At 57.8% G+C, this 12,749-nt stretch carries 12 protein-coding genes and 1 tRNA gene; 3 read left to right on the plus strand and 10 right to left on the minus strand.

The genetic code is table 11. The annotated features are described in order from the left end of the window. Positions 1-8: 8 nt before the first annotated feature. The 3 genes from ACR0NF_RS12315 to ACR0NF_RS12325 form a co-directional block, all read right to left on the minus strand. Entirely contained in the window at positions 9-1,709 is a 1,701-nt protein-coding gene (locus ACR0NF_RS12315; RefSeq protein WP_480778323.1) for a peptidoglycan -binding protein, read from the minus strand. A 3-nt stretch (positions 1,710-1,712) separates the two neighbouring features. After that, entirely contained in the window at positions 1,713-2,891 is a 1,179-nt protein-coding gene (locus ACR0NF_RS12320) for a biopolymer transporter ExbB (protein WP_480668210.1), read from the minus strand. Positions 2,892-2,959: 68 nt separating this feature from the next. After that, positions 2,960-3,490: a gamma-glutamylcyclotransferase gene (locus ACR0NF_RS12325; protein ID WP_480658519.1), complete on the minus strand. Its 531-nt coding sequence runs from the start codon at positions 3,488-3,490 to the stop codon at positions 2,960-2,962. A gap of 67 nt (positions 3,491-3,557) precedes the next feature. Between ACR0NF_RS12325 and ACR0NF_RS12330 the strand changes: the two genes are divergently transcribed. Beyond that, a complete protein-coding gene (locus ACR0NF_RS12330) occupies positions 3,558-4,559 on the plus strand; it encodes a DUF2125 domain-containing protein (protein ID WP_480668211.1) in 1,002 nt (333 codons plus the stop codon). On the opposite strand, the gene ACR0NF_RS12335 is transcribed toward ACR0NF_RS12330, so the two are convergent. From ACR0NF_RS12335 to ACR0NF_RS12350, 4 genes are all read right to left on the minus strand, one after another. Continuing rightward, entirely contained in the window at positions 4,556-5,374 is an 819-nt protein-coding gene (locus tag ACR0NF_RS12335; RefSeq protein WP_480668212.1) for an extensin-like domain-containing protein, read from the minus strand. The two genes, ACR0NF_RS12330 and ACR0NF_RS12335, sit on opposite strands and share 4 nt — an antisense overlap. Further along, positions 5,371-6,291 carry a prephenate/arogenate dehydrogenase family protein gene (locus ACR0NF_RS12340; RefSeq protein WP_480658523.1) on the minus strand — a complete coding sequence of 307 codons (921 nt, stop codon included), beginning with the start codon at positions 6,289-6,291 and terminating at the stop codon, positions 5,371-5,373. The genes ACR0NF_RS12335 and ACR0NF_RS12340 overlap by 4 nt, the downstream gene beginning before the upstream one ends. Beyond that, positions 6,288-7,373 (minus strand): histidinol-phosphate transaminase, encoded by a 1,086-nt coding sequence (gene hisC / locus ACR0NF_RS12345; protein ID WP_480668214.1) that lies wholly within the window; start codon positions 7,371-7,373, stop codon positions 6,288-6,290. The genes ACR0NF_RS12340 and hisC overlap by 4 nt, the downstream gene beginning before the upstream one ends. Before the next feature lie 64 nt (positions 7,374-7,437). Then, positions 7,438-8,853 carry an aminotransferase class V-fold PLP-dependent enzyme gene (locus ACR0NF_RS12350; protein WP_480778324.1) on the minus strand — a complete coding sequence of 472 codons (1,416 nt, stop codon included), beginning with the start codon at positions 8,851-8,853 and terminating at the stop codon, positions 7,438-7,440. Between the two features lie 103 nt (positions 8,854-8,956). On the opposite strand from ACR0NF_RS12350, the gene ACR0NF_RS12355 reads away from it, so the two are divergent. Together ACR0NF_RS12355 and ACR0NF_RS12360 are read left to right on the plus strand one after the other, a co-directional pair. Continuing rightward, positions 8,957-9,418, plus strand: coding sequence for an Lrp/AsnC family transcriptional regulator (locus ACR0NF_RS12355; RefSeq protein ID WP_480658528.1), 462 nt, complete (start codon positions 8,957-8,959; stop codon positions 9,416-9,418). A gap of 201 nt (positions 9,419-9,619) precedes the next feature. Then, a complete protein-coding gene (locus ACR0NF_RS12360; protein WP_480778325.1) occupies positions 9,620-10,876 on the plus strand; it encodes a methyltransferase family protein in 1,257 nt (418 codons plus the stop codon). Between the two features lie 148 nt (positions 10,877-11,024). On the opposite strand, the gene rpsD is transcribed toward ACR0NF_RS12360, so the two are convergent. From rpsD to ACR0NF_RS12375, 3 genes are all read right to left on the minus strand, one after another. Continuing rightward, on the minus strand, positions 11,025-11,645 hold the full coding sequence (gene rpsD / locus ACR0NF_RS12365) for a 30S ribosomal protein S4 (protein WP_170325974.1): 621 nt from the start codon (positions 11,643-11,645) through the stop codon (positions 11,025-11,027). A 203-nt stretch (positions 11,646-11,848) separates the two neighbouring features. Beyond that, a complete protein-coding gene (locus tag ACR0NF_RS12370; RefSeq protein WP_480470591.1) occupies positions 11,849-12,343 on the minus strand; it encodes a hypothetical protein in 495 nt (164 codons plus the stop codon). Positions 12,344-12,638: 295 nt separating this feature from the next. Further along, a tRNA-Met gene (locus ACR0NF_RS12375) sits at positions 12,639-12,715 on the minus strand. Positions 12,716-12,749: the final 34 nt, after the last annotated feature.

The raw sequence follows: 12,749 nt of genomic DNA on the forward strand, positions 1-12,749 counted from the left end.
TTTTTTGTTTACCGCTCTGTCAGTTTCAACTCGATCCGGCGGTTCTGCGCGCGCGCTTCGGGCGTGTCGGCGGGGTTGACCGGTTGGAACTCTCCAAACCCGTTGGCCGCAAGACGGTTGGGTGGAATTCCCAGCGCTTCGACCATGAACCGAACCACAGACAATGCGCGGCCCTGGCTGAGCTCCCAGTTGTCGCGATACCGACCGCTACCCCCCAGCGGCACGTTATCGGTGTGCCCATCGACGCGGATGACCCAGTTCAGGCCCTCGGGGATTTCAGCCGCGACCGTCCGAAGAATGTCAGCCACCTTGGCAACTTCCTGACGGCCTTCCGCAGACAAAACGGCCGAGCCCGTATCAAACAGCACCTCGGACGAGAACACAAAACGGTCGCCTTCGATGCGCACGCCTTCTTGATCGCCCAGCACATCCCGCAACCGTCCGAAGAACTCGGACCGATAGCGTTGCAGATCTTCTGCCTGCGCAGTCAGTTCCTGATTTTGCCCGGCCAGCCTTTCCGCCTCGGCCTCAAGCCTGATGCGCTCTGCCTCCTCCAGCAGCCGGCGACGACGCTCCTCCGAGGCAGCGCGGGCGAGGGCTGCGTTCAGGTCCTGACCCAGCGTCTGGATCTGGATCTCTGCGGCGGCGTTACGCTCTTCGTAATCATCCAACAGCGCCTGCAACGAGCCCAGCTGGCTGCGCAAAGCCGACATCTGCTGGTTTAATAGTGCAGTCTGGCGCTGCGCCTCGGTCGAGATTTCTTTCTCTGACGCAAGCGCCCCCTGAGCCACAGCCAGCAGAGCCGCGCGCTCTTCAGCAAGTGACCTTTGCTCCTCCGCCTGCGCCTGAGCCTGCGTTTGCGCGTCCAATGCTGCCTGCAACTGGGCCTTCAGCTCGTCCGGGTTTAGCTCACCAAATTGCTGCTCAAGCTGGGCACGTGCCGCCTGTGCAGCAGCCAGCAGGGTCAAGGTTTCTTCGGCTTCCTGCCTCTGCGCCTCAAGCGCCAGCGTCATCGCGGTCAGCTCGGCATCCGCATCCTGAAGGCCGTTGCGCAGGGTCTCGGCCGCGGCAGCCTCGGCCAGACGCGCAGCCTCTTCATCTGTCAATTGCTGCGCAAGGTCCGCAATCTGGCCTGCCTGCGCCGCTTCGCTGGCCTCCAGCTCGGCCACCAACGCCTCAAGCGCCTCGCGGCGTGCAGCAGCCAGACGCGCAGCTTCGGTTTGGGCATCAATCTCGCTGCGGCTCTGGGCAAGGGCAAGGTTCAGGGAATCCTGCTCATTCAGCAGTTCATCGCGCTCCTGCAGCAAAGCATCCTGTTGGTCCACCAAGGCAGCAATATCATCCCGCGCCCGTTCCTGATCCGCCAGCAAAGCCGCGACCTGAGCTTCAAAGCTTGTGATCTGCGATTGTGCCTCTGACAGCTCATCCTCGACCTGCCCAAGCGTGGTATTCAATGTGCCCAGGCGCGCCTGCAAGCGGCTGTTTTCACGCTCTTCCAATCCCAGCGCACCGGCCAGCGCCGCGACCTCATCCGACAGCGCGGTCAGTTCGTCTTCTTGCCCCGAGATGGTCTCGCGCAGCACGAACTGAACGATCATGAAGATGGTCAACACAAAGGTCAGAACCATCAAAAGCCCCGTCATCGCATCGACGAAGCCGGGCCAGACAGAGCCCGAAAATCGATGACCGGTGCGGCGCGACAGGGCCATCCTTTATTCCCCGTCCGAGGGCGTGCGCACGGCGCCGCGTGGCAGCGTCAGAGCTTTGACAAGCAGTTCGAAATCCTTGCGCAGTTCATTCATGCTGTCCTGTCGACCGGCTGAAATCTCTTCCAGAATCCGCAGCAGTTGCACGTCCATCGAGCGCAGACGCATACGGCTTTCTGCATCGATCCCCTCACCCGCGCCATGTTCGCGCATATGATCCAGCAGTGCATCCTGCCCCAGCGCCACACGTTCCAGCGCAGCGGTCACACCTTCGGTCTGGGCCTGACGCTGGTTCATGTCGGTGATCGCATCGACCAAGTGTCCAAGCTTGGTGGAAACCTGGGTCCGGTCTTCTTCCTGCGCTGCGAACAGATCTTGCAGCGCATCCATCTGTTCTGACATGGCGTCGAGTACCGGCGTCAGCACCGCCAGCTCGGCACCACCTTCATCGCCCGCAGCAAATCCGACACGGGTGATCGAGGATAACCATTCCTCCAATTCGCGATAGAACCGGTTCTGACCATGACCCGCGAACAGTTCCAGCAGGCCAACGATCAATGATCCGGCAAGACCCAGCAAAGACGACCCGAAGGCAACGCCCATCCCTTGCAGCTGCGATTCCAAACCGGTCATAAGACGGTTAAACACCGCCAGACCTTCTTCGCCTTCTTGTGGGTTCAGACTGCGGATCGTGTCGACGATGGCCGGGACGGTGGTTGCCAGGCCAAAGAACGTGCCCAGCAGACCAAGATAGATCAGAACATTAGTTATGTAGCGCGTGATCTCACGCTCTTCCTCGACCCGCTCGGCGACAGAATCGAGGATCGACCGGGTAGAGCTGGAGCTGATTTGCGACCGCGCCCCGCGTGCGCGCAGCAGCGAAGCCAGTGGCGCCAGCAGTTGTGGGGGACGCACGTCATCACGCTCGACCCCACCGGCAAAAGCCTCAATCCATCGCACCGAACCGATCAGCTGCGTCACCTGCAGGAAACAGGCGGCCACACCGATGACAAAGACCAGAAGGATGAAGCCGTTCAGGTACAGATTGGCCTGAATCACGGGCAACACGTAGGGCAGCGCCATGAACACGCCAAGGCCCGACAGCCCGATTGCAATCAGCATCATTAGGATTTGGCGGATCGGCTGTGAGAAATGTGGTCTCACGCCCTGTTGTGCCTGCGCCATGCGCGTGGCTCCCGGTATTGTCTGCTCTGGGCTGAACCTATCGAAGTTCCGGGCGCGACGCCAAGGGTTTATGCGCGGATTGTGCGCACGCGTTGCGACAACCACTCAAGGTCGGGGTCATGCAAACCGATCTCGGTCAGATGTGCGGCTGTATTGTAGAGGTATTCGTCGTTCGGACCGCGCCCGCCCACAGCATGCGCGATGATCTGGGCTTGCTCCTCCAGCGGCAGCCCACCGCAATACTGCACATGATGCGCATCGATGACATAGGTCACGGCGTTGACGACCTCACCCGAGTGCAGGTGCACGTCCAGCATCCGTTCAAGATAAGCTGATGAGATCAGCTCGCGCTCGCGCAATTCCGCCAGCGTCCGCTCTTCGTGTCCTGCCTCAACGGCAAGTGCCAGCCCTTTGCAATGCGCATCTGGTTGTTCGTCAAGCGCAAGCACCAGACCAGGCTCTTCTTCGGTGCCGCGATGATGGATCGAGCGCATGCAGAAGGATCGGGCATAGCCATGCAGCGTGGCGCTTTCGCTGCGGGCTACCGGAAAGCCGGGGTTCCACAGAAGAGATCCATATCCGAAAACCCACATCGTCATTGCTCTGGTCCTTGCCCGTTTCGCTCTATAAACATCAAATTCGAGGCAGGAAAAAGGGCCATTCATCATGCGTCGTCTGATACGCGTTTTTGTATTCGTGGCCGTTGTGTGGAGCGCCTACTGGTATGTCGCAGGTTACGGGCTGCGAAACGCCATTACCGGCTGGTTCGATCGTCAGCAGGAACTGGGTTGGCAGGCCGACTACTCGGATGTCGCGACAGCGGGGTATCCGTTCCAGCACATAACTCGGCTGGCCAATCCCGCGCTCGCCGATCCGGTGAACGGTACGGCCTGGAGTGCGGACTGGATCGAGTTTGAAAGCCCCGCGATCTGGCCCGGTCGACAAATGCTGCGTTTTGCCAGCACACCACAGCGCCTGTCCTATTTCGATCAGACCACAACCGTTCAGGCCGAAGGTCTTCAGGCGGAACTACATTTGCAGCCAGGTGTCGCATTGGTGCTGGAAAGGATGGCCCTGACCGCCGGGCGCTGGCTGCTATCGGATGAGCAGGCCCCCCAGGCCGGTGGACAAAGCCTGAGCCTGATCATGGCGCAATCTGGCACTCCGGAAAGCTACAACATATCGGCCAAGATCGATGGTTTTACGCCAGGCGAGGAACTGCGGCGCCTGATGCGCTCTGCCTCGTCCCTGCCGCAGTCGTTTGAAACGCTGGAACTCGATACATTCATCACGTTCGACAAACCCTGGGACCGCAGCGCGCTTGAACAAGGCCGCCCCCAACCCGTCGCGATTGACCTGCGATTGGCCGAGATCAAATGGGGCGAACTGCGCCTCTTCGCGACCGGAGAGCTGGATGTCGACCGGCAAGGCATCCCAACCGGAGAAATTGCGGTCAAGGCCGAGAACTGGCGCGACATGGTCGCCATGGCAAACGCTGCAGGCGCCCTGCCCGATCAGGCGGTTGATCCCGTGACCCGGGCCCTGGGCTTCATGGCCGGGCTCGGCGGCAATCCCAACGCCTTGGATCTGCAGCTGAATTTCCGCGACGGTTTTGTCGCCTTGGGGCCGCTCCCATTGGGCCCTGCCCCGCGACTAATCCTGCGTTAACGGCAGTAAGAGCCGCTGCGATAGCGCGCCGTGTCCAGATGGAAATGGTCGCGATGATATCGATCCGAATTCGGCCCCAACACCGTCCCAAACGGCCCACAAGCCCCACGCCAGACTTTGATCAATTGCTTCTGAGAGGGGTTCTTGCGCCATCCGTCCAACACGGTAACAAGTTCGCCATCTGCCATCCGGAACCCGGAAATATCAATCGCGCGACCCTTGCCATGCTCGGAAATCCGCGCGCCTTTTTTGTTGTTCCGGGTCCGGCAGGCATAATGCGCCGCCACCCGCAGCTCGACCACTGGGCCGCGCCGTTTGAAGGTGGGCTTCACCGTCTTGTCGACCCATTTATTCAAAGCCTTTGCGGTGCCACAATCCATGGTCGCCGGACGGCTGAGCTTCACCCCTGAAACCGAGGTAATCTGCACCGCGTCCTTGATCCCGCAGGCCTGGATCTTGCCGTTTATACGGCCCACCGCCTTGCCCTGGATGTCTATATCGCCACAAACCGAAGATTTGCGCAGCTTGCGTTTTTTGAACAGGATTTGCTGCTCTAGTTCCTTCGGGCGTAGGTAGGGTCGGATCGAGCTATCAGGCCCCAGCAACGGCAATTCGGTTGGCCGGGCAGCAACCGCAGTCACCTGCGGAGAAGCGGGCCGCAGCACGGGGCGAATTCTGGACGTGGTGAGCGCGGGGTTGGCATCGATCAGGGCGGGGCGTTTTAGTGGCACAAGAGAGGTTTCTGGCGCTGCCGCATGTGCAGTTGTGGCCAGAATGGCAAGACCTATCCACAAACAGCCCCGGAGCCATCTCATGTCGATGTTTTCCCCCGTCCAAAATCTGGCGCGTCCGTGTCCTGCCCGGCATCGATAATTCCGCGCCGGATCGCACGGGTGCGCGTAAAATAGTCGAACAAATGCTCTCCGTCACCAGTTCGGATAGCCCGTTGAAGCGCAAAGAGTTCTTCTGTGAAGCGTCCAAGAATCTCCAGCGTCGCGTCTTTGTTGGTCAGGAATACGTCGCGCCACATTGTCGGGTCGGACGCGGCAATCCGCGTGAAATCCCGAAAGCCAGCAGCCGAGTATTTGATGACCTCGGTATCCGTGACCCGCCGCAAATCATCCGCCACGCCAACCATGGTGTACGCGATCAAGTGCGGGGCATGCGAGGTCACAGCCAACACCAGGTCATGATGATCGGCATCCATTTCGTCGACATTCGATCCCATCCCCTCCCACAGCGCGCGCAAGCGGGCGATGGCATCAGGGTCCGATCCTTCGGCTGGGACCAGCAGAGACCAGCGGTTGTCAAAAAGCTCGGCAAAACCGGATTCCGGCCCGGAATGCTCCGTCCCAGCCAGCGGGTGGGCGGGAATGAAATGCACATCTTCCGGGATATGGGGTGAGACAGCCTCAATCACATGGCGCTTCACCGATCCGACATCCGAGACAGTCGCGCCGGGCTTCAGGACCGGTGCCATCTGCTGAGCCACGGGACCCATCGCGCCAACGGGAACGCACAGCACAACCAGATCAGCCCCTTCGACGGCCTCTTCAACCGAGTCACAGACGCGGTCGCACAGACCGATCCGCCGAGCCATCTCGCGGGTCGCGTCAGTTCTGGCATAACCGGTCACCTCTCCTGCCAGCCCCGCGCGTTTCATCGCCCAGAACATGGAGGAGGCGATCAGGCCCAGCCCGATCAGCGCCACGCGGTCGTAAATCTGGCTCATGCAGCGCCCCCTTTGAACGCGGTAATGGCTGCAACCACACGGTGGCAGGCTTGTTCATCGCCCACGGTGATCCGCAGCGCATTTGGCAGGTTGTAGCCCGCAACACGCCGCACGATCAAACCCTGAGTTTTTAGGAACGCGTCACAAGCCTCAGCCTCGGCCTGATCCGCGAAACGCGCGAGGATAAAGTTTGTGCAAGATGCATCCGAGGGTACGCCAATCTTGGCCAGTTCCTCGGACAGCCAGACTCGCAGCCGGGCATTCTCGGACTGGCAGAACCGCAAGTAATCCTCATCCTGCACCGCTGCCTCGGCGGCGGCCAACGCAGTCAGTGACAAGTTAAAGGGCTGACGCACTCGGTTCAGCACATCAATGATGTCTTTCGCGGCATAACCCCAGCCCACGCGCATCCCGCCCAGCCCGTAGACCTTGGAGAACGTCCGGGTCATGATCACATTCTCGAACCGATCCACCAAAGCAGCCCCACCGTCGAACCCGTCGACAAATTCGGCATAAGCGCCATCCAGCACCATTAGACAGTTGCTGGGTAGTTCCTGCGCCAGACGCTCCAGCTCGGCCTCAGAGATCATGGTCGAGGTCGGATTGCCTGGATTGGTCACAAACACGATCCGTGTCTTGCCGGTTACGGCAGCCAAAATATTGTCGACATCCACCTGCCGCTCGCGCTCAGACACCATAACGGGCGTCGCACCTGCCATCCGCGCGATGATCGGGTACATCGAAAACCCGTGCTCGGTATAGATGACCTCATCCCCCGGCCCGGTATAGGTCTGCGCCACGAACTGCAGCACTTCGTCGCTACCAACACCGCAGATGATGCGATCCGCGTTCAGCCCATGTCGTTCTGAAATCGCGGCACGCAGGGTGGCATGATCGGTACTGGGATAACGATGCAGCGTCGTGGCACTGTCACGCACAGCCTCTATCGCCTTGGGGCTGGGTCCAAACGGGTTCTCGTTCGAGCTCAGCTTGATGACATCAGCCACCCCAGCGACATGGGACTGACCACCCTGATACAGCGCGATGTCCATAATGCCGGGTTGTGGTATGGGCTTGGTCATGAGGGGCTCCGTTGGTTGCGCCCCTCTTACCTGTCTCAACGGTTTGAGAAAAGTGGCAATTCCCTCAGGCAGCTTTGAAGCGCGCCGTCGCCGGATCGGCACTGTAGAACGCAGTATATTCCTCGGTCCGACGCGACAGGTCATTGACGCTGTCGATGATGAATTGAACCGTCTCTTCGCTCATCAGATACGAGAAGTTCAGGCGCACCCAACCGGGCTTCAACATCTCTTCACCCGCAGACAGGGCCGCGTGCAAATGCTCCGAAGTATCGCGGTCGATCCCCAGCAAACGGTGCGCATATGGCCCTGCACAAGCACAGCCACCACGCGCCTGTATCCCATAGATATCGCTGAGCATTCGCGTGAACAACTGCTGATGTACCGGCTGCCCAGAGCGATCCCGAACAAGGAACGAGAAGATCGGAAGGCAATGCGCATTCTTCGTGCCCAGCAAGGTCAGGTGCGGATTATCCGACCAGCCTTCGATGGCCATCCGGTTGTAAAGCGCCTCACGCCGCGCAATCTCATCGGTTCCCACCGCATCCTTGACCATAAACGCCAGTGCCGCGCGAATGTCACCGATCACGTTGGGCGTACCCGCCTCTTCCCGCGTCGCAAGATCCGCGCTGTAATCATGCCGCCAGGGCGAGACAAAACTGACAGTTCCCCCACCCGGCCAGCTTGGGCACGTACGCTGAACCGCATTCTGATTGACGACCAGCACGCCGGAAGCTCCGGGCCCACCGGGAAACTTGTGCGGAGAGACTACGATCGCATCTTTGCGTGCATCTTCTGGCCCCATCTCCATCGGCAGATACGGGCCACCACCCGCATAGTCCCAAACCGCCAGCGCCCCATGCGCCTTCAACAGCCGGGTCACCGGGTCGGGATCGGTGATGATACCCGTGACGTTGGACGCTGCCGAGAATGATCCGATCAGCAGATCCGCCTCGGTATGCTCCAGCAACGCGGCTTCCAGCGCCTGCATATCCGGCCCACCCTCTGCTGCTTCGGGAATCTCAACCACCTCAGCCTTGCTTTCACGCCAGGGCAGGATGTTCGAATGGTGTTCATATGGACCGATCAGCACAACCGGTTGGTCAGCCTCTTGCACTCCCATCAGGCTGACCAACCGGTTGAGGCCCGCTGTGGCGCCGGACCCGGTGAAGATCACCGCATCCTCTTCCCTGGCACCAACGATGCGGGCGATCTCTGCCCGCGCCTCGCGGCGAAGGCGGGTCATATAAGAACCGCAATAGGAGGCTTCGGTGTGGCTGTTGGCATAATACGGCAACACATGCGCAGCCACAAAGTCCTCGACCTGACGCAACGCGCGACCCGAGGCGACGTAATCCGCATACACAAGCGGCACGTCCTGATGCAGACCCGGGATGAGTACCCCCTCACCAATCAGCCCGTCGCGCAGAGCATTTCCGTGAGTGGCAGATTGAATCTCCGCGCGAAAAATGGACAGGGTCATTGCATAAGCTCCGTATTGCTGTACCCAATGTGATTGATCCGCAGAGCAAATACTTCACCATTTTTTGCCTTCTGTTACCTAATATTGTGTCATATGATTTCATATGAGTGAAAAAATAGATCAAATTGACCACAGCATTCTGAAAGAGCTCCAGAAGGACGCCACTCTGTCCCAACGTGAGTTGGCAGATCGCATCGGCTTATCTCAGAACGCCTGCTGGCGACGCCTGAAGGCGCTGAACGACAATGGGGTGATACAGGGTTCCTCCGCTCGAATCGCACGAGAGAAGCTAGGCCTGAACCTCGTGGTCTTCGTCATGCTGCGTACCCGCCATCACTCGGCCGAGTGGCTGCAAGCCTTTAGGCGCCACGTGCTGACCATACCCGAGGTGGTGGATTTCCACCGGATCGGTGGAGACTACGACTATCAGCTGAAAGTCGTCACACAGGACATGGCCTCATATGACAAGGTCTACCAGCGCCTGATCGAGAAAGTCGAGCTGGACAGCGTCACATCCTATTTTGCAATGGAAGCGATCGCCGAAGGTCGGCCATTGCCGATCTGATCCGGAACTTCATCTGACCGGAATACAAGCCACTTCGACCTTTGGATATTCAAAAATAACCCAGTTTCAGTCAAATTTGCGCCCGAATCTTTGGCTAAGCTCGCCAAAATTGCATCTTTCGCACGACGATATAGGGGCGCGGCGGTGGGTCTTCCGAGTTCAGCAGTTAGCAACGCTACTGCAGTTATTGGCGTCACTTTCTTGACGCTGGGTGTCATCTATCAAGTTGTCTGGCCACAACAGACACCTGTCGAGATGGCGCTGTTTTTGGTCGCCAGTTACCTCGTACCGGTAGCGCTATTCGAAATCTGCTTCAACAAGGTACACTTGAGGAAATCGACCGGGCTAAGATGGACTAAGGCAGGCCCGTCGAACCCACGCCGCGTCGCAGTCAAGCTAGTCGGCTTGTTTGCGATTCTCGCGGCCATCACGGTGGTTCATAGCGTTTTTCGGTTCTATGCCTACGAAAGGCTCACGTACCCTGTCGTCGCAATGGTCCTTCTCGCTCCATTTCTATTTCCAGTCATCATAGTTTACTTTTTTGAGATCGACCGGCGCATGGCGCAACCCAAGGATGGCTATTTCGAGCTTGGAGCACTAATTCTCAGGCTAAATCCTCACGCAAACTGGGCTCTTCTGCAGGACTTTGCGCTTGGCTGGGCGATAAAAGGCTTCTTTTTACCTGTGATGTTTGCCTATCTGGCATTGAACATGTCCAGCCTTTCACAAGACATCCCATTGATCTACGGATCTCCTGTGGAGAAAGCGGTTTACTTGGCCAAACTTTTGATCGCTATGGAGTTGACGATCGTCGTGGTAGGCTATTCGATGACTGCGCGGCTTTTTGACTCTCATATCAGATCTCCAAACAAACTGCTCGGTGCTTGGGTCGTAACACTCATCTGCTACGAACCTTTCAATCGCTTGGCCTCGGGTCAGATTTACAAATACCACACTGGGCGGAGTTGGAATGATACGATAGACAATTATCCGCTTTTGGTTTGGCCATGGATCATCATGATCCTTCTGTCATACTTCGTCTGGATGTGGAGCACGGCGATATTTGGATTGCGGTGGTCCAATCTTACCAATCGCGGCATTATTACAAATGGACCGTATCGCTATACAAAACACCCTGACTATGTTGCAAAATCGTGTTTCTTTTGGCTGACTGCTGCGCCTTTTCTTACCGCCTTCACCTATTGGCAGGCGTTTACCGCCAGTCTGGCCCTTCTGGTGGTAAATGCCGTCTACTTTGGTCGTGCACGTATGGAAGAAAAGCACCTGTCAGAAGATCCAACCTATGTAGCCTACGCATTAGAAATGAACCGCCGCAGCATCTTTGCGCCAATCGCTCGGTATTTGCCTGGGCTTGCATATCGTTCACCCACCGACAGTGCAGAACTTCAGCCCAAAACGGAGGAACTCTCTGACGCCAGCTTAAGATATAAGTATTGAACTGGCCTATCTGCTTTCAGAACTTGCCGTGATGTCGACAAGAAGCGACCTGTTCCCCTAAAAGTCCTCGATTTTCGGTTAGCCTATTCCACAACAAAAAAAGACCGCGCTGAAAGCGCGGCCTTTAAACTCAAAAGGTCGGCGAAGATTAGTTCTTCGCGTAGAATTCGACGACCAGGTTCGGCTCCATCATGACCGGGTAAGGCACATCGCTCAGGCCCGGTGCACGAACGAAAGTCGCAGTCATTTTCGAGTGATCGGCATCGATGTAGTCGGGCACATCACGCTCGGCCAGCGCAACAGCTTCCAGAACAACAGCCAGTTGCTTGGACTTGTCACGCACTTCAATCACGTCGCCTTCTTTGACACGGTAGCTGGGGATGTTGACCCGCTTGCCGTTCACTTTGACGTGGCCGTGGTTCACGAACTGACGTGCAGCAAAGACGGTCGGCACGAATTTGGCGCGGTAGACGACGGCGTCCAGACGGCGCTCCAGCAGACCGATCAGGTTTTCACCGGTGTCGCCTTTGACACGTTCGGCTTCGGCATAGATGCGACGGAACTGCTTCTCGGTCAGGTCGCCATAGTAGCCTTTCAGCTTCTGCTTGGCGCGCAGCTGCAGACCAAAGTCCGACAGTTTGCCCTTGCGGCGCTGGCCGTGCTGGCCGGGGCCATATTCGCGACGGTTGATCGGGGATTTCGGACGACCCCAGATGTTTTCGCCCATCCGGCGGTCGATTTTGTACTTGGCAGACGTGCGTTTGGTCACGGCTGATCTCCTTCGTTTAGGTCGAGGCCCGTGCAGGCCACTATGAAGGGCGTTGTCCTCTTGAGGTTTCCCCCATGACAGGCATCCCCTTGCGGGGGCCACCAACACCAATGAAGCCGCGCTTATATCTGTCGATTAGCCAGAGTCAACACGTCTCGGCATTGCAAGGTACGAATTTTATCTGAGGGTATCAGCAGCAGAGATCACTCTGCCGCAAAGACCGCTACATCAGGAATTTCATCCCGGATGACCCGCGCTGGCCCGGGAAAAGCGACAACCGTGCGGTCCTCGGTTCGGGTGATCGATACAGGCTCAATCTGCTCCGCTGCGGCGCTGACCCAGAATTCCTGACCTGGTTCCGGGCAACCGCCTTCAAACACCAGAACCGGGGCCTCATCGCCGACCACCATAGCCAATTTGGCGACAAATTTCTGCGCCCCGTTGGACAGTTCAATTCTGGCATGCTCCGGGAGCATCTCATCAACTGTGGTCTGACACCAGTCCGCCAATTCGGAAACGATCCCAGATGCAAGTGATCGATCTACGACTTCGACAAGCTCGGTCGAAAGATTAAGCGACCGGCCACGCCAAGACCATGTTGATCCAACACCTAGTTGATCGATAGGAGCATCTTCCAGACCATCAACTTCGGTTTGGGTCCAAGATATAGCTACATGACCGCTTTTATCGGTTCTCATCTGCCCGCCCGCACTATTACTCATCCCACCTGTAACGATTTCTGTCTATCAACGATAAAATGGGCAGAAAAGAGACTGAATTGCAGCATTCACGAAATTGTTGCCCAACCGCAAACTCACTCTGAGACTTGAAGTGACCTGGACACGAATCGAATTTGCCACATTTTCTTACATAACGCTTCCAGCATTTTTCGAGAACACGCACCGTTTGCTTCCACAGTGCTTCCACCACCAAAGGCCAGAATGCAAAAAGCCCCGCGTTATGCGAGGCTAAGTGTTTGATATCCGACCCAAATGGTTGCGGGAGTAGGATTTGAACCTACGACCTTCAGGTTATGAGCCTGACGAGCTACCGGGCTGCTCCATCCCGCGACACTTTGCGTTGGCCTATCGCTTACGCTACTTG

It is taken from the genome of Ruegeria sp. CF4 (assembly GCF_056537345.1).

Bases quoted from the DNA above. Each gene is read 5' to 3' on its own strand.
- ACR0NF_RS12315 (WP_480778323.1), bottom strand. From the start codon at position 1,709: ATGGCCCTGTCGCGCCGCACCGGTCATCGATTTTCGGGCTCTGTCTGG.
- ACR0NF_RS12320 (WP_480668210.1), bottom strand. From the start codon at position 2,891: ATGGCGCAGGCACAACAGGGCGTGAGACCACATTTCTCACAGCCGATC.
- ACR0NF_RS12325 (WP_480658519.1), bottom strand. From the start codon at position 3,490: ATGACGATGTGGGTTTTCGGATATGGATCTCTTCTGTGGAACCCCGGC.
- ACR0NF_RS12330 (WP_480668211.1), top strand. From the start codon at position 3,558: ATGCGTCGTCTGATACGCGTTTTTGTATTCGTGGCCGTTGTGTGGAGC.
- ACR0NF_RS12335 (WP_480668212.1), bottom strand. From the start codon at position 5,374: ATGAGATGGCTCCGGGGCTGTTTGTGGATAGGTCTTGCCATTCTGGCC.
- ACR0NF_RS12340 (WP_480658523.1), bottom strand. From the start codon at position 6,291: ATGAGCCAGATTTACGACCGCGTGGCGCTGATCGGGCTGGGCCTGATC.
- hisC (WP_480668214.1), bottom strand. From the start codon at position 7,373: ATGACCAAGCCCATACCACAACCCGGCATTATGGACATCGCGCTGTAT.
- ACR0NF_RS12350 (WP_480778324.1), bottom strand. From the start codon at position 8,853: ATGACCCTGTCCATTTTTCGCGCGGAGATTCAATCTGCCACTCACGGA.
- ACR0NF_RS12355 (WP_480658528.1), top strand. From the start codon at position 8,957: ATGAGTGAAAAAATAGATCAAATTGACCACAGCATTCTGAAAGAGCTC.
- ACR0NF_RS12370 (WP_480470591.1), bottom strand. From the start codon at position 12,343: ATGAGAACCGATAAAAGCGGTCATGTAGCTATATCTTGGACCCAAACC.